This is a genomic window from Psychrobacter sp. NPDC077938, from assembly GCF_044542635.1.
Taxonomy (GTDB): Bacteria; Pseudomonadota; Gammaproteobacteria; order Pseudomonadales; family Moraxellaceae; genus Psychrobacter.
Genome location: NZ_JBITUW010000003.1, coordinates 435,506 through 452,932 on the forward strand (window position 1 = coordinate 435,506; position 17,427 = coordinate 452,932).

15 protein-coding genes and 1 pseudogene are annotated in these 17,427 nt (G+C 42.3%); 3 read left to right on the forward strand and 13 right to left on the reverse strand.

Annotation, left to right across the window (positions count from 1 at the left end):
* Positions 1-112 precede the first annotated feature (112 nt).
* Positions 113-2,305 carry a heavy metal translocating P-type ATPase gene (locus tag ACIGBM_RS07785; RefSeq protein WP_397477325.1) on the reverse strand — a complete coding sequence of 731 codons (2,193 nt, stop codon included), beginning with the start codon at positions 2,303-2,305 and terminating at the stop codon, positions 113-115.
* Positions 2,306-2,493: 188 nt separating this feature from the next.
* Here ACIGBM_RS07785 and cadR point away from each other — a divergent pair, with 188 nt between their 5' ends.
* Positions 2,494-2,922 carry a Cd(II)/Pb(II)-responsive transcriptional regulator gene (gene cadR / locus ACIGBM_RS07790; protein ID WP_397477326.1) on the forward strand — a complete coding sequence of 143 codons (429 nt, stop codon included), beginning with the start codon at positions 2,494-2,496 and terminating at the stop codon, positions 2,920-2,922.
* Between the two features lie 127 nt (positions 2,923-3,049).
* On the opposite strand, the gene ACIGBM_RS07795 is transcribed toward cadR, so the two are convergent.
* Positions 3,050-3,853 (reverse strand): PaaX family transcriptional regulator, encoded by an 804-nt coding sequence (locus ACIGBM_RS07795; RefSeq protein WP_397477327.1) that lies wholly within the window; start codon positions 3,851-3,853, stop codon positions 3,050-3,052.
* A gap of 107 nt (positions 3,854-3,960) precedes the next feature.
* Between ACIGBM_RS07795 and ACIGBM_RS07800 the strand changes: the two genes are divergently transcribed.
* Positions 3,961-5,619: an isovaleryl-CoA dehydrogenase gene (locus ACIGBM_RS07800; RefSeq protein ID WP_397477328.1), complete on the forward strand. Its 1,659-nt coding sequence runs from the start codon at positions 3,961-3,963 to the stop codon at positions 5,617-5,619.
* 187 nt (positions 5,620-5,806) lie between these two features.
* Here ACIGBM_RS07800 and map read toward each other — a convergent pair whose 3' ends face one another.
* From map to ACIGBM_RS07825, 5 genes are all read right to left on the reverse strand, one after another.
* Positions 5,807-6,580: a type I methionyl aminopeptidase gene (map, locus tag ACIGBM_RS07805; RefSeq protein ID WP_397477329.1), complete on the reverse strand. Its 774-nt coding sequence runs from the start codon at positions 6,578-6,580 to the stop codon at positions 5,807-5,809.
* Positions 6,573-6,779, reverse strand: a complete 207-nt coding sequence (locus ACIGBM_RS07810; protein ID WP_057761037.1) for a ParD-like family protein — start codon at positions 6,777-6,779, stop codon at positions 6,573-6,575. Before ACIGBM_RS07810 ends, map begins: the two co-directional genes overlap by 8 nt.
* Before the next feature lie 213 nt (positions 6,780-6,992).
* Positions 6,993-8,396: a YjiH family protein gene (locus tag ACIGBM_RS07815; protein WP_397477330.1), complete on the reverse strand. Its 1,404-nt coding sequence runs from the start codon at positions 8,394-8,396 to the stop codon at positions 6,993-6,995.
* A gap of 96 nt (positions 8,397-8,492) precedes the next feature.
* Positions 8,493-9,509, reverse strand: a complete 1,017-nt coding sequence (locus ACIGBM_RS07820) for an arginase (protein ID WP_397477331.1) — start codon at positions 9,507-9,509, stop codon at positions 8,493-8,495.
* Between the two features lie 30 nt (positions 9,510-9,539).
* A complete protein-coding gene (locus ACIGBM_RS07825) occupies positions 9,540-10,634 on the reverse strand; it encodes an ornithine cyclodeaminase (RefSeq protein ID WP_397477332.1) in 1,095 nt (364 codons plus the stop codon).
* A gap of 168 nt (positions 10,635-10,802) precedes the next feature.
* Between ACIGBM_RS07825 and ACIGBM_RS07830 the strand changes: the two genes are divergently transcribed.
* Positions 10,803-11,234: an Lrp/AsnC family transcriptional regulator gene (locus ACIGBM_RS07830; RefSeq protein ID WP_057761040.1), complete on the forward strand. Its 432-nt coding sequence runs from the start codon at positions 10,803-10,805 to the stop codon at positions 11,232-11,234.
* Between the two features lie 322 nt (positions 11,235-11,556).
* Here the strand turns inward: ACIGBM_RS07830 and ACIGBM_RS07835 are convergent, their stop codons facing one another.
* From ACIGBM_RS07835 to rutF, 6 genes and pseudogenes are all read right to left on the reverse strand, one after another.
* Positions 11,557-12,153 carry a malonic semialdehyde reductase gene (locus ACIGBM_RS07835; RefSeq protein ID WP_341609708.1) on the reverse strand — a complete coding sequence of 199 codons (597 nt, stop codon included), beginning with the start codon at positions 12,151-12,153 and terminating at the stop codon, positions 11,557-11,559.
* Positions 12,154-12,171: 18 nt separating this feature from the next.
* On the reverse strand, positions 12,172-12,948 hold the full coding sequence (gene rutD, locus ACIGBM_RS07840; RefSeq protein WP_397477333.1) for a pyrimidine utilization protein D: 777 nt from the start codon (positions 12,946-12,948) through the stop codon (positions 12,172-12,174).
* A gap of 200 nt (positions 12,949-13,148) precedes the next feature.
* A pseudogene (gene ribB, locus ACIGBM_RS07845) lies at positions 13,149-13,742 on the reverse strand (3,4-dihydroxy-2-butanone-4-phosphate synthase); the annotation flags it as partial.
* Positions 13,743-13,851: 109 nt separating this feature from the next.
* Entirely contained in the window at positions 13,852-15,351 is a 1,500-nt protein-coding gene (locus ACIGBM_RS07850; RefSeq protein ID WP_397477334.1) for a CoA-acylating methylmalonate-semialdehyde dehydrogenase, read from the reverse strand.
* 40 nt (positions 15,352-15,391) lie between these two features.
* On the reverse strand, positions 15,392-16,750 hold the full coding sequence (locus ACIGBM_RS07855; RefSeq protein WP_397477335.1) for a solute carrier family 23 protein: 1,359 nt from the start codon (positions 16,748-16,750) through the stop codon (positions 15,392-15,394).
* A 35-nt stretch (positions 16,751-16,785) separates the two neighbouring features.
* Positions 16,786-17,367 (reverse strand): NADH-dependent FMN reductase RutF, encoded by a 582-nt coding sequence (rutF, locus tag ACIGBM_RS07860; RefSeq protein ID WP_191114002.1) that lies wholly within the window; start codon positions 17,365-17,367, stop codon positions 16,786-16,788.
* Positions 17,368-17,427 lie beyond the last annotated feature (60 nt).

A 17,427-nucleotide genomic window follows, 5' to 3' on the forward strand; every position in this document is an offset into this window, starting at 1 on the left:
TTGGTTTTTTAATCTTACAGTTCTCAAAACCTTTTAAACCAAAATCTTAATGATGCCACTCTTAGTCATTAGAATAGAGAATCAAACCGCCATTTTAACAAGAACTTCATACTTACTTTGCTTTGGACAAAGTTGTTAGTGGTTGAGCTCCTTTGAACCTTAGCAAGCGTAAAGCATTGAGAGTCACTAGTACCGTTGCACCAGTGTCCGCTATCACAGCAATCCATAGTCCGGTAATACCTAGTAAAGTAGTGATTAGAAACACAGCCTTTAGTCCTAGAGCAAAAATCACATTTTGATGAATGTTGGACATGGTTGCGCGCGATAAGGCAATGAGATGAGCGACGTCCGTGACGCGACTTTTTAATAACGCGATATCGGCTGTCTCGATGGCGACATCCGTACCGCCACCCATAGCAATACCTACGTCTGCTGTTGCTAATGCTGGCGCATCGTTAATACCATCACCAATCATCGCTATCTTGCTATTATCTTTCATCTCATTGAGCAAACGTAGTTTGTCTTCAGGTAAGAGTTCAGCTTCCCATTCTATCTCTAAATGACTAGCAAGTGCCTGAGCGGTCAGACGGTTGTCACCTGTAAGCATCACAGAGCGCACACCCATCGCTTTGAGCTGTGCCACTCCTGCCTGAGCATCCTCTCGCAATTCGTCTCGTAGCGCAACCAACCCAAGCACTTCGCAGCTCTGCTCATCGAACAAAACTGAGACCGTCTTACCCTCGTTTTGTAGTGCTTCAATGTCTGCCTTTTGGTCAATTGATAGCAAGCTTTTCTCAGTTGCATAGACTGGTGATCCAATGGCTAGAGGACGCCCAGTTACCGTTGCATGTACTGCTTTTCCCGCAGTAGCATAGGCATTTGAAGCTATCGGTATAGAGATATTAGCGGCTTTGGCATGATCAATGATCGCTTTTGCCAGTGGATGACTAGAAGCAGACTCGACACTGGCAAACAGCGCTAGTATTTCATTTTGACCTTCAGATTCTGGATACTCTTGTACTGATTGCTTCTGTGTAAAGGCTATCACATCGGTCACCTGTGGCTTACCTTCAGTCAACGTACCTGTCTTATCAAAAGCCACGACATTTACGTGACCCATGGTTTCTAAAGCGCTGCCCCCTTTGATAAGTAAGCCGTGGCGTGTACCGACAGCTAACCCTGACGCGATGGCAGCTGGAGTAGATAGTACAAGCGCGCAAGGACAGGCGATTAGCAATAGTGCAAAACCACGATATAGCCAAGTCGACCATTCACCTCCCATCGTTAGCGGTGGAACAATAATAACCAGTGCGGCAATCGCCATCACCGCTGGGGTATAATAACGACTGAATTTTTCAATAAAGCGGGCAGTAGGGGCTTTAGAGGCTTGCGCTTGCTCTACTAGAGTAATAATGCGCGCAATGGTGTTGTCGGCCGCGGTCTTTTGTACGCGGACTTGCAGCGCTCCTTCCATATTGATTGATCCTGCAAATACCGTATCACCTATCGCCTTGGCAACGGGAATTGATTCGCCAGTAACAGGTGAGTCATCAAGACTAGAGCTACCTTGAACAATGACACCATCAGCAGATACTTTATCGCCAGGACGTACCAATACCAGATCATCGACCTGCAACGAAGCTGCCGAAACGTCACATTGTCCGCCTTGTGCATCAAGTAAAATCGCAGTCTTTGGAACCAATGATGCCAATGCTCTGATGCCAGCACGGGCACGATCAGCCGCCACACCTTCTAACAATTCACCGACGGAGAACAAAAAGACAACCGCCGCTGCCTCTTCAGCTTCACCAATGATAAGAGCTCCAATTGCCGCGATAGACATCAACATTTCAATCGAAAACGGGGTGCCTGTCATTGCTAGGGACATAGACTTTCGGGCAAAGGGGAAAACACCCACAATGACGGCAATAGCAAATGCCCACATGCCATAATCAGGAAAAACTAGTGCCAACGCGTAGGCGACGCTCATCAAGACGCCGAGACCAACCACTTGCTTACCTTTTCTGGTTTGCCACCAACGCTGTTGCTGTGTATCTAATAGATTATCACTAATGCTGTCTGCTGCGATTGCTTGATCAGTAGTGGCAGATATACCAAAACCCAGACGCTTGATGGTCTTTTCAATATCGCTGCACTGAGTATCTGAATCAGGGGCAAGCGATAGCTCTAACTTTTCAGTCGCAAAATTAAGCTGTATGTCAGAAACACCGGGCATACGTGCTAATGCAGTTTCGATTTTTCTGACGCAACTGGCACAGTCCATACCTTCAATACGATATTGCATAATAAACTGCCTCATTATAAGAACTCATTTGATAACGCTATTGTGAACCCTCTAGTGGCTTCAGAGTCAAGGCCGTTTATATGCAATTGTATAAACTTGATTTCCTTAGGGTTAAACCTTATAGTTACTTTAATGTTTTCAATTTTGAAATGACTTTGAAATAACTTCAAGAGAACTGTGAGGTAACTATGCTAATAAAGATCGGAGAGCTTGCTAAGCGTACAGGCGCTACAGTAGAGACCATTCGCTATTATGAAAAAGAAAAGTTATTACCAGAGCCTGCGCGTAGTGAAGGGAATTATCGCTTATATCGCGAAAGTCATATCGAGCGTCTACAGTTCGTTCTGCACTGTCGTACACTCGATATGACATTGGATGAAGTACGGACTTTACTTAAGTACTGGGAAAAGCCTAGCAGAGATTGCGCTGATGTCGATACCTTATTGGATGAACATATCCGTGCTGTAGAAACACGTATAGAAGAGCTAAAGCAGTTAAAAAAACACTTAAGTGTTTTGCGGCAGAAATGCGTTGGTAGCGCACCAGCGAAGTCATGTGGCATATTAAATGCGCTTGCTGATCATTCTTGTCATGAAAATTCGCCATATGGCTCATAGTAAATATTATCTGAATAGGTGCAAATAATTAATGCTTGTTCATCGCTATAGATAGCGCCTCTGCTGTCTGATAATTACTATGCCACCATTTCACTTGATTCTCTTTAAGCATATTCTAATGACTTGGTTAAACGGATTCTAACGATTTAGCCTCTTCAAAAAATGCGAACCATAAACGCCTACCCTCATCATTAATATGCCGTACCGTCTCAAAATACTTTTGCCTTGCTTCCTCATCTACTAAGGGAGCAGGAAGCAGAGGGTCAAAAACAACACTGCGGATACCTGCATCTCCAAGCATGAATATTTCTCGCAGCGCCACATGGGACGGTAAGTCGTCCAAACCATGTAACCAGTCGGTGAGCTGCTGCGACTTCTCTTTGTAATGCTTTTCAAGATGCATGTCTGACCAAAGTGCTCGTGCTTTTTTCTGCCTAACCTCATCAAAATCATTGGCTTTAAAAACCGCGGCTTCCTCTTCTAATCCCAAGTCCAATAGACGCTGACGGACGACATCAATACCGCCTAATAAATTATTGGGACGCAGATAAAGCCCCTTATCAAGTTCACGAAACCCCAATAATGACAAAGCGCGATCACGAGCACGTAGCGCTTTACGATCACTGCGAGGTAATCCACCGGTCGCTACCGCTATCCATGAACCATCGGATTTTATCGTTCTTTTATCTGCTGTTTGCCATAAGGCCACATCGGCGCCCAATTTTTGAGCTTTCGGTCCGAGTTTGTAGGTGGCAGGACCAATCGACTCAGCAAGATCCGCTTGGATCAAACGAGCCAACGTCACACGTATACTATTTTCTGTCATACCAAAGATAGAGCCTGCCAGCACCGCTTCGGAAGCACTAAGGGTATTTGCCTCTGCCACCATAAGTAAGCGTAAAAGCAATAAACGAGGCGTTGGTTTGTTCATATTACACCTATTGACGAAATTATTTTTTATATGTAATACTGATCGTGTAAGTTACTGAACTACTGTAACTTAGTAAATGACATTCAAAATCAGGGAAGACAATCATCATGTCAATTGTAAATCAATTTAAGACCCATGAGGTGCAGAATCAACCTTTTGCCTTAGCCAATTATAATGCATGGGAAACAGATACAGCGCTCAAAGAAGCGGTCGCACGAGAGGGTGCTGCTTGGGCAGCAAGTCACTTAAAAGAGTTTGGCGCACTGACTGGTGGAGAGCTGATCAGCAGCGGATTCTTAGCTAATGAAAACAAGCCTAAATTGCGCAACTTTGATAGCTATGGTCGGCGTATAGATGAAGTAGAGTTTCATCCGGCTTACCATGATCTGATGCGTGCAGGAATGGAATACGGCATGAGCAATTTTGCTTGGCGCAATGAAGAGCGTGATAGTGCTCACGTGGCTCGGGCGGCAGTTATGTATCTGGGCTCACAGCCTGAGGCTGGCTTTGGTTGTCCCATGTCTATGAGCTATGCCGCTATCCTTGCCCTACGTCATTCGCCAGTGCTGGCTGAAAAATGGCTGCCCAAGCTATTATCTGAACACTATGATCCGCGCAGCTTGCCCATGGAAGAAAAGCTAGGCTGTACGATGGGCATGGGCATGACAGAAAAACAAGGTGGATCCGACTTACGTCGCAATACAACTAGGGCCATACGACAAGAAGATGGCTCTTATGAAATCATTGGGCATAAATGGTTTTTCTCAGCGCCAATGTGTGATGCTCATCTCGTCTTGGCCCAATCTGACAGTGGACCTAGTTGTTTTTTAGTACCACGCTTTCGGCCTGATGGGACACGCAATGCCGTACAAGTTCAACGCTTAAAAGACAAATTAGGAGATTGGGCAAACGCCTCCTCAGAGGTGGAGTTTCAAGGCGCATTCGGTGAGCTAGTAGGCACTGAAGGTCGCGGTATTCCTACCATTATTGAGATGGTCGCCCTAACCCGACTTGATTGTATGATTGGCTCCTCAGCTCAAATGCGTCAAGCGATCGTTCAAGCGATTCATCACACCAGTCAACGCGAAGCATTTGGTAAATTATTAGTCAACCAACCTATTATGCGTAATGTGCTGGCAGACTTAGCCTTAGAGTCAGAAGCGGCTTTGGCCCTAACAATGCGTATTGCACGCGCTGTTGATAGGATAAAAACAGACCCTCATGAAGCGGCTCTCGCTCGTATCGCGACAGCAATTGGGAAATACTGGATATGCAAACGCGCTCCCGTTCTTATCAATGAGGCACAAGAGTGTTTGGGCGGTAATGGCTATGTCGAAGAGACTATTATGCCGCGTCTGTACAGGCAAGCGCCGCTAAACTCAATCTGGGAAGGCAGTGGCAACGTGCAGTGTCTAGATGTGCTGCGTGCCTTAAAAAAAGAACCAGAAACTCAGCGAGCTTTATTTAAGGAACTGCAGCAGGCAGCAGGAAAAAATGCTGATTATGATGCAGAATTACACCTGCTGATAGAGCGATTTGAGGATACGCAAACCTTAGAGTTCCGTAGTCGCTATGTGATTGAGCGCCTAGCACTGATGCTACAGGCTTCGATACTACTACAGACTGAACATACGGAGATCGCTCAGGCGTTCTGTCGTTCTAGGATTGGGAATGAGCATGGGCTAGCCTTTGGTACACTAAGTCCTGATGCTCCCGTGGATTTATTAATTGAACGGGCGGCTGGCGCGACCAAAGCAGCTCTATAAGTATCTTTATATGTGTTAAATAGTCGCCTGCTACTGATTGGTGTCGTAGCAGAGGCTTTTGCATTTGATATCAGTCACTTTCTTCTCAGACATAACTGGCTAAATAACGGTCACATAAAATCCTAAAAAAAGGCGCTTCTGAATTATAGAAACGCCTTACCAAATAGCCGTTCAAATGTTAAATCGCTTAAAGTATTTCATCGTTTCGCAGAGTAAGAACTTCATAGCCGTCAGAAGTAACCGCAATTGTATGCTCCCATTGCGCAGATAGCTTTTTATCATTGGTGATTACGGTCCAGCCATCTTTTTTGACCTTAACTTTGGCTTTACCTTGATTGACCATCGGTTCAATGGTAAATGTCATACCTTCTTTTAGGACTAGACCTTTTCCTTGATGTCCGTAATGTAGCACTTGCGGTCCCTCATGCATTTCGCGTCCAATACCGTGGCCGCAATACTCTCGCACTACAGAATAGCCCTGCTGCTCAGCGTAACTTTGGATGGCATGACCAACATCACCTAGCGTTGCTCCAGGTTTCACCACTCGTATTCCTTCCCACATGGCTTCATAGGTCTGATCAACCAAGCGTTTTGCAAGTGGTGCCACCTCACCTATCAAATACATTTTGCTAGAATCAGCGATAAAACCACCTTGTTCTAGGGTAATATCCACATTCACAATATCACCTGATTTAAGTATTTGCTGATCTGAAGGAATGCCATGACAGACCACGTTATTCACTGAAGTGTTTAATGCATACTGATAACCATACTGACCTTTACTGGCTGGACGTGCACCTAACTGATTGACAATATAGTGCTCAGCAAGGTTATTGATGTCCATCGTAGAAGTACCGACTGTAATTTGCTCATCGAGATAATCAAAGACAGAGGCTAGAAGTCGCCCAGACTCGCGCATGATTTCCAATTCCGCTGCATTTTTAAGTATGACCTTATCCATCTATAAGGTTCCTTACATTGACATCAGCTTGTCTCATTTGCTCATTGATAATCTGGTTGTAAGACATATTTGGGTTGGCTTCAGCGAGCATGCCTATCTTCATCCAATATTCAGCTTGAGCGTTGATGGAGCGCACCATGACGGCACTTGCTTTACGAATATCTTCATGCAGTTCATCATCAATTTTCACAATTCCCATAAAAACACCTTAATATACGAAACGTATATGAATCGTATATCTATTTTTGTATGGTTGCAAGAAATAATATATCGCTTGAACTCGGTTTCCTTATATCGAAATTATGTGAATTCAACTATGCTTGATACTGATAGCAAAAAACCACCTATTAAGGTGGTTTTTTGCTGATTTTATTGTTCAGATGTGGTGTAGCCGACTTTTAGTGAGTTCTATTTAAAAAATCATATGAGCACATACCGCAATGATTGGTAATGAGATAATGGTTCTCAAGAGAAAAATGACTAATAATTGAAAAAAGCTTACTGGAATTTTTGTCCCTAAAATCAATCCGCCGACTTCTGACATATAGATCAATTGAGACACTGACAAGCAAGCGATGACAAATCGCGTTAACTCTGACTCTATTGAAGAACCGATAATAGCCGGCAAGAACATATCGGCAAAACCTACCATGATCGTTTTTGACATTTCTGCGGCAAAAGGTATGTTCAATAACTCTAAGAATGGAATAAAAGGCATACCTAAATAATCAAATATAGGTGTTTCTTCTGCAACGATTAAACCCATCGTGCCGATTGCCATAACGACAGGCAATATTCCAATCCACATATCCAAAATATTTTTTAGACCATCTTTTAAGAAAGTAAGAAAACTTGGACTCTTATCTGCTTTTTGAACGGCTTTATGTAGACTGTGGGTGAATAACGTTTTCCCTTCGGGAATGGTTTCATGATCTCTATCACTGTTTTCGATAGTATAAGTATCTTCAATTCTAGATAAAGGTAATAATCTTGGGACTATTAGCGCACAAACAATCCCGCATAAAGCAACGACCCCAATCATATTGATAAAGTAGCTCTCAAGCTTAACCTGAGAGATGACAACCAAACAGAATGTAATCGACACTGCTGAAAAGCTTGTAGCGATAATTGCCGCTTCTTTTTTGGTATAGAACCCACCTTCCAATTGTTTATCGGTTAATAACACACCGATAGTGCCATCGCCCAACCATGACGTTAAACAATCTACAGATGACCTACCTGGTAAGCCAAACAAAGGTCTCATCACTTTGCTTAGTAGAACCCCAAAAAATTCTAATAAGCCAAAATCAAGCAATAACGGTAGCAGCAATCCAGCCAAGAAAAAGACGATAAAAAGTATTGGCATTAACTCATATAATATTAAACCGCCAATATTGTCTGAATATATTGCCTCAAACCCAAATTTAAAATAGGTCACGACAACAAAGAACGCACCAAGCATCCTAATAATCAGCCAAGGCGTTGTAACGTTTAATAAATTATTTAGAAACGCATTCTTCAGAATAAATGCAGGTTTCATGATTTTAGTATATAAGGTGCAACACAAGGTAATCATGATTGAGGTGACAACCAATAACGGCAAAAGATCACCGATATAACCCTGTATATAATCCTTCAATACAGATATAGGAATGGTAAATCCTTCTGCATAGGTGACAAACTTACCGTCAACATAAGGAATTGGAAATACGAAAAGCATCAAACCTATGATAGATGGGATAAAGAACTTCAAAAATTGTCTGATATTGATACCGCTAACATCTCGACTTGCAGCGCTGGCTTTAATAATGTCCATATTATTTTTACTCGCAGTCCCTTTTTAACCAACCTAAAGAAGGTTTTAACAAACCCCTTTAGGTTAGATTCTGTTACTCATTTTGAATATTTAATCCTAGTAATTGCTCAAAAGTGTGTGGGTCACTTTTTCTAAGATCTTAAATATTCTGGTCGAGTCATCTTTTGAGTTGTTATACAAAGGATTTATCTCTGCCATTTCCCAGCAGCATACTTTCTTGTTCTTAATTAACTCTATGTTAAGTTGCATCGCTTGCTCGTATGACAGGCCATTCATTGCAGGTGTACCGGTGCCTGGCACATATAAAGGGTCGACACTATCAACATCAAACGAGACATAAATATGGTCGCAATATTCTAGTTTTTTGAAGATTTCCTCTACGGTAGAACTGATGCCTTTTTGGGTTATCTCAGCCACGCTGTATAAAGGGATTTTATGTCTTCTGATTAGATCCATCTCTTCTTCTTGATAATCTCTAACCGCACAAAACACCACATTTTCTGGCTTAATTGATGGCTCGTTCGATGCCATAAACTTCAACTTTTCCCAATACTCTTTTTCTTTTTCAGAAAGCTCGTTACGCTGACATTCCAAATTATCAATGGCACAAGCCATCGCCAAAGGCATGCCATGCATATTTCCTGATCCGCTAGTATATGGTGAGTGAAAATCGGCGTGTGCGTCTATATAAACCACGCCGATTTCAGCATCAGGATGTGCCATTTTTAGACCGTGCATGGTGCCTGCACAGCTAGAATGATCACCTGCAATAACAATCGGAAATTGATTCTCATTTCTTATATCTTTGATTTTATGAGCCAATTTAGAAATAACAGGTTCAATTACATCAGCGTATTTTGCATGCTTAAATGGCGACTCTTCTTCATGTATGTATTCATTTTTTATACTATCAAGTTGCAATTTTTCATAGTAGTCTGCATTCATCTCTTTTGATGACGCGCGCAATGCATCGATTCCTAGTGACGCGCCTTTTTTATGCCCTGCGACGTCTGAATAAACTTCTACTATTCGCACGTTTTTCATTAAATCATTCATTATTTTGTCTCTATTAAATAAAACAATTTTTTCATCATTTGAGTCCACATCTAGCATTGAACTCCTATTTTTCTATATTCAAATTACTTATGATGCGGCCATCGCTTCATCCGTCTCCAGGCTACGATCTTTGCTATGAGCTTTTACGACAGAATAGAGGTTTTTAGGGTCTTGTTGCTGAGGAATCAAGTCAAGCAGCTCATATGCATCCTGTTTTTTAATCAAATCACGCAAAAATACCAAAGCCGTAAAGTCTTCTGAGGCAAAACCAACACCATCAAATACAACCAAGTTATTTTCGTTGGTGCGTACTTCTTTTTCACCGTTGACGATGCGGTGAAACTCTGTCACAGGGAAATCTTGAGAGAGCTGTTGAATATCGCCTTCAATACGGGTTTGTGGTTCAAACTCTACAATGACATGATCGGCTCTTAACAAAATGTTGGCATCTAGCTCGGTTTTACCAGGACAGTCACCGCCAATGGCGTTGATATAAACGCCTTTTTTGACCATATCATCACGAAGAATGATGGCGTTTTTCTTATCTGCGGTACAGGTAGTGATGATATCTGCACCTTCAACCGCCTCTTCTACCGTTTTGCAAATAGTAATCTCTAGACCTGAATCGGCAAGGTTATGCGCTACTTTTTCAGATGCGGCTGGGTCGACATCATATAAACGCACTTTTGAGATACCTACGACTGCCTTCATACCCATTGCTTGGAACTCACCCTGAGCACCATTACCGATGAGCGCTAAAGTCTGGGCGTTTTTAGGCGCACAATGTTTGGCAACCAGTGCTGAAGTCGCTGCCGTGCGTAAGGCCGTTAAAATACACATTTCTGTTAATAAAATCGGATAGCCTGTATCGACATCAGACAATAAGCCAAAAGCGGCTACCGTCTGCAAATCGCGCTTGGTGTTGATCGGATGGCCATTGACATATTTGCACGCAAACATTTCACCATCGCTGACAGGCATCAACTCTATGACACCGTCTTTGGAATGAGAAGCAAAACGACTGGATTTTTCAAAACTATCCCAACGAGAAAAATCTTGTTCTAAAGCATCTACCAATTCTTTTATGGTCTGTTCTATACCATAATTACTAATGATTTCAGCCATCGCCTGTACGCTAACAAATGGCACACCCTGCTTCTGTGATACGATAAATTTAGACATTAGTTTTACTCCATTCCTTGAATATTATTTGTTTAACCGACAATTAATATGCTACCAATTATAATTGTCAGTTAAAATGTTAATAATTTACCAAATATGGACATTTTTTTGACACATTGTTAGGTGCTACTTAGCATAATGTCAAAATCTAATGAAGGAAGCATTTTTATGGCGTATTACACTTATGACTCTTTAGATAGCGAACTGATATCTGAACTTCGACAAGATGGTCGAGCAACCATCTCCAACCTTGCTAAAAAACTCAAAGTCTCTCGTGCCACTGTCCAAAACAGATTGGATAGACTGATTCACAACGGTGCTATTTTAGGATTTACGATTCGAGTGCATGAGGCACTAGATAAAGAAACAGTTAAAGCGATGATGATGATTGAAGTAACAGGAAAATCTACTTCACAAGTGATTAGGAAACTACGGGGTATCCCTCAATTGATTAAGCTACATACAACCAATGGTGCATGGGACTTGGTAGGAGAGATACATACCACAAGCTTGAGGGAATTTGATGAAGTGCTGCGTCAAGTCAGAGAAATTGATGGTATTTTGAATAGTGAAACAAGTGTTTTGCTTTCGAGTTTGTAGTGTGACCTTATCCAAAGAAATATGTTCAGTACAGTCTAAGAATGCAACGCCCTATTTGGACTGTGATCTAGTGATATCAATGTTGTTGATTCATTAAAATAGTCACATTTACCATCAGCACTGAGTCTGCTTATACTTCCCAAATGTAGAAAGCCCCAATCTCAAGGTTGGGGCTGTTTTTATGCCTGCAATAAAAGAGCTGTAGTGGAAGACCCTAAGTTTCAGAGCGCTGTAATCAAAAATAGTTATTAGGCATCATTATGGTTCACTTAATAACCCAGTCGAAAGCAGCTACCCTTTCACATGGATGAATCGCTTGTTTTTATAAAATCTGACAAGCCTCATCAAAATCTAATCTTGGCAGACGGCTGTACAATTGATCTTCTTGACCATAACCTATATTAATCAGTAGATTTGAAGTCCATTTGCTATCTTTAAGAAAGGTTTTATCTACCAGTTCATTATTGAATCCAGACATTGGGCCCGTGTCTAAACCCAAGGCTCTACAAGCCAAAATCAGATAAGCTGCTTGCATAGAACTGTTTCTAAACGCCGTTTCTGTTATGAGTTCAGGGCTAGAGTTAAACCATGATCGGGCATCCGTATGTGGGAATAATTTGGGAAGTTGCTCATAAAACTCTTCATCATAAGCAACAATCACTGTGACAGGTGCTGTCATTGTTTTTTCGATATTACCTGATGACAATGCTGGCTCTAATTCCGCTTTAGCGTCATCAGATTTGAGAAATACAAACCGCGCCGGTGAACAATTGGCCGAGGTAGGCGCCATTTTAACTAAGTGATAGATCTCTTCAAGTAGTGCATCTGGCACGTCTTTTTTTTGCCAAGCGTTAAAGGATCTGGCCTTGCCAAACAGCTGATCTAGACCTTCTGAGGATAACGATAGGGAATCAGTCATAGTACGTCCTAATTTATATTAATTTTTGGATAAGAATTGAAGGATTTTGCTATTGGTTGAGCAGGTCTCTGTGATTGTACTGCCATGTCCACCCGTCAGCATTAACTCAAATTGAGCATTTTGCATATTATCGGCTAAAGCCAGACCACGTTGCCATGGCACCAACACATCATCAAGATTGCTTAAAACCAACGTTTTGTTTTTGATATGCTTAGCATTTATTAAGGGTTGATAAGCCTGCAAGGCTTTTAGTCTCGTTAAGACGTTTTTAACGGGAGCAAAGTTAGCAATTGCTTTATCTTCTTTTTGTGTGAGTATATCTATGTTGTCTGAGATCCATATCGGAGGGTATAAAAATATCGCTTGCGCACGTACAAATGCCTCTACCCCTGTATCTTGTAGCAAACTGGTTCGCATACGAAAACATTTAATAGTGTGAGGATCGAGGCTTTCCCAACCATTTAAGATGACCAATTTATCTAACAATTCTGGCGCTTTATAAGCGACTTCCATACCGATAAATCCGCCAAGTGCGTGACCGACAAAATGACAATTAGACAGCCCTTCTTGTTTTAAAATTTCGATTAATTGATCCGCTAAATCTTGCATGGAATAGTTATCAGGTAAGAAGTCACTATCAGGTGATACCCCCTCTTGTTCATAGCAAATCACATTGTAATGCTCGGTAAAACACTCAATTTGAGGTAACCAAAAATCAGCATGCCCGCCTAAACCTGAACTAAATACGACCGTTTCTGACGTGTCGTTCTTACAAGGATATTTTTTAACTAACATAGGGTTTCATCCAATTTCAGTAAAATTCAAATTGCGGTAAAAGTATCTAATAGCTTATAAAATCAAGTTAAGTTAAATTGAATTTACTAAATCAATTCAACGGTACGCTCATCGCTTTCATCATATTCATACGCTACGGTTTCTTCGAAATTTTCGACTTCTCTTTCACCCTTACTTTCAACAGCCTCTTGAGATTCAATATATTTAATTAACGCGTCTATGGTGCCGACCTTTAGGTTATGAGTATCAGCAAATTTCATCAGATCATTTCTACGAGCCATTTCACCATCTTGATTGATAATCTCTACAATAACTGCAGCAGGCTCCAAGCCAGCCAGCTTCGTTAAATCGCAACCTGCTTCGGTATGCCCAGCCCGCTCTAAAACACCGCCTTCTTTAGCCACTAATGGAAAAATATGACCTGGGGTTACGACGTCATCAAAGGTGACGTCTTGAGACACGGCAGTTCTGATAGTCTGAGCTCTGTCTGCCGTTGATATTCCGGTACTTACGCCTTTTGCTGCATCAATGGAAACGGTGAAATTAGTACTGTAAGGTGCTTGGTTGTCTTTGCACATGAGAGGTAGTTTTAATTTTTTGCAACGCTCGGAGGTCAAGGTCAAACAAACTAAACCTCTGGCATGGGTAATCATAAAATTGATATCATCAGGTTTGGCTGAAGTGGCTGCCATAATGAGGTCACCTTCGTTTTCTCTATCCTCATCATCCATGATTATGACCATCTTGCCTGCTTTAATATCTTCAATGATTTCTGGTATTGTATTGATATTCATAAAATCCACCATTTGCATTTATATTTGCTTTTGTATGTTGTTATGTAGAGCCTGTTGTCAATTAATCACGCGCTCTACATAACGTCCTACGTTTGATATGGCCGTGCAGCTACTTCATAGAGATAGTGGTATTTACGCCTTCACTAGCATCTTCATCAAACCAGCGTGATATCACGGTTTTGGTCTGCGTATAAAACTGCACCGCTTGCTTACCATAAGGACCCAAATCACCGAGCTTACTGGCTCTAGACCCTGTAAACGAAAACATCGGTAGCGGTACTGGAATTGGTAAATTGATACCGACTTGTCCAACATCGATATCTTGTTGGAACTTGTGTGCATGGGCGCCAGACTGGGTGAAAATTGCAGTGCCATTACCATTTGGATTGGTATTGATAATCTTAATGGCTTCCTCAAGCGTGTCGGCATACATAATGCATAGGACAGGGCCAAAAATTTCTTCGGTATAGCAGCTCATATCAGTGGTTACATTGTCTAAAATGGTCGGACCAACAAAGTTACCCTCTTCATAACCTGCTACCTGACAACCACGACCATCTAGTCTTAGATGCGCCCCTTCATCAATTCCCGCTTGGATTAAGCGCTCGACACGGGCTTTGGCTTGCTTAGATATTAGCGGACCTAAGTCTTTGTCATCCTTGCCAGCAGACACTACTAGCTGTGCTGATTTTTCTACAATTTCATCAACCCACTGTTTAGACTCTCCAACCAATACCACGACAGACAGTGCCATGCATCGCTGACCTGCTGCACCAAATGCTGCGCCTGCTAACTGATTCAGACTTTGTTCTTTATTGGCATCAGGCATGATAACGGCATGGTTTTTCGCACCCATCATACATTGCACACGTTTTCCAGCCTGACCTGCACGGTCATACACATGCTTGCCCACTGCTGTTGAACCTACAAAAGATATCGCTTTTATGTCAGGGTGATCGCACAGTGCATCCACCGTGTCTTTACCACCATGAACCACATTCAATACCCCTTTTGGTATACCTGCTTCAAGCGCCAACTCGACCAATCTCATGGTAACGATTGGGTTTTGCTCAGAAGGTTTTAGGATGAATGTGTTGCCTGTAGCGATGGCCATTGGAAACATCCATAGAGGAATCATGGCAGGGAAATTAAAGGGGGTGATACCTGCACAGACACCTATTGGCTGCTGAACGGTATACATATCAACACTACTGGCGACATTTTCAATGTAGCCCCCTTGTTGCAAGTTGCCGATACCTGATGCGTGTTCTACGACCTCAAGACCTCTAAATACATCACCTCTAGCATCTGCCAGTGTCTTACCTTGTTCTTCAGTCAGTAGCGCTGCCAGCTCATCCATATTTTCACGTATCAATTGTTGATACTTTAGAAACACACGCGCTCTTTTGCTGATTGGTGTGATACGCCAACTCTGAAAGGCCTCAGATGCCGTTTTTATGGCTTGTTCGATTTCCGCAGGTGTTGACTGTGGTACCTTAGCGATAACTTCTTGCGTGGCTGGATTGGTGATATCAATCCATTCTGTGGTAGTTGACTCGGTAAATTCGCCATTGATCAATTGTTGTACGCTGCGTGGTTCTGTATTCATGACACGATTCCTTAAGGTAATATCAAGTAGGGATTTAAATTTATGGATTGAGTTTTAAGAGCGGCTCTGATGTAGCGATTTCTCTCTCAGTGGTCACGCTCACCTCTTTTTGTTTGTTTTTAAAATTGAAAACGAGGTTCATAAGAATGGCTAAAAAAGTAGCAGTACCGATACCGCCTAAATCAAAGCCTGCAATGTTTAGTGAATAGTTGCCAGTACCTAAGATTACTGGGACGGCGGCTACCAACATATTGCCATTCTTACTGAAATCAATTTTTGCATTCATCCAAATGCGTGCACCAGCGATGGTAATTAAACCGAAGACAACGATTGAGGCACCAGTCAAAATAGGTACAGGAATAGTACTGACCAACGTGCCAAACTTAGGGGATAAACCCAATAAGATTGCAAAGACACCTGCTATGACAAAAACGACGGTAGAGTAAATTTTGGTCGCGGCCATCACGCCGATGTTTTCTGCATAAGTCGTCATACCAGTACCGCCTACCGAGGCTGAAAGCGTGGTACAAAGGCCGTCAGCGAAGAATGCTCTACCCATATAAGGTGAGATACTTTTGCCAGTCATGGCTTCTACTGCTTTGAAATGCCCAAGGTTTTCAGCGATCAAGATGATAAAGACGGGTGCAATGACTAATATGGCACTGGTCTCAAAGACAGGAGAATAAAGGGTTGGAATACCGAACCAAGCAGCATTTGCAATTGGACTAAAATCAATAGGCGTGCCCATGCCCAAGACATTCGTTAATAGGAAATAAATAAAATATGCGGCGACTAGCCCGATTAACAGTAACAGGCGTCTGACCATGCCTTTGGTAAATACGGCGACTGAACAAATACATAATACGGTGACCAATGCCATCCAAGAGTCAAAGCTACTGCCGATGACGCTTTGTATGGTGACAGGCGCTAAGTTCAACCCAATAATCATGACAATGGACCCAGTGACCACAGGTGGCATCAAGTTCTCAATCCACTCTGTCCCTGTTTTCATCACCAGCAGACCCATCAATGCGTATAAAACCCCGCAGACAACGGTACCTCCCAGCGCAATACCAATATTTGGATTGATACCAGTGCCGCTATACCCTGTTACTGCTGCGACCGCACCGATAAATGCGAAGCTAGAACCCAAATAACTTGGTACGTGACCACCAGTAATCAGAAAGAAAAGTATCGTACCTATACCAGTAATCAGCATGGTTAAGCTAGGATCAAAGCCCATCAGTAAGGGAGCTAAGATTGTCGCACCGAACATTGCAAATGAGTGCTGTGCGCCTAATACCACACTTTTACCCATTGGTAAGTATTCATTGATACCTACCGGTGTCGTTTCTAGGTTCCCGGTGTAGGGACGCCATTTCACAAACCATTTATCCATTTTGAATATCCTTAAAAAAAGTAGAGGTGTGATACTTAGTTTTTGCACTTACTCAATTGATGGTAGTCTCGATTGAAATAGATGAGACTTTCACAATCAGGCTTGTGTTTGATATCCAATACTTCACAAATAAGAATATCGTGGGTCCCCACCGAGCTGATGAGTTTGATTTTGCAATCAAAAGAGATGCTGGCGTCCTCTAATACAGGCGATCCGGTTGACAGCGTGGACCAGTTGCCTTGCTCAAATCTTTCTTCCAGCGCCTTTTTACCACCGAACACACCGCTTAAATCTTTATGTTCAAGACCAAGTGTGTTGACGCATAGCACCATATTTTCTTTAAAAAACTTGTACACAGAAGCGCTTCGGTTTAGACACACTAATAGGGTTGGCGGTTCGTCAGTGACACTGCACACCGCTGAGGCTGTAAATCCTGCTCGCCCTGCTGGACCCTCAGTGGTAATAATGTTCACGGCAGCAGCCAACTTGCTCATCGCATCTCTAAAAGACTGCTGCATGTCGGTTAAGTTTCCTGCCGTAGAGGTGAATGATTCTTTAGACTTATGTTTCATTAATGAGGATTGCGTTACTTGGCTTTCTTTAATTACTGTATTCATCTGTCATTTCCTTTTAAACAATATTCCGCCACATGTGTAGTCAACTAAAGCGCCCTACTA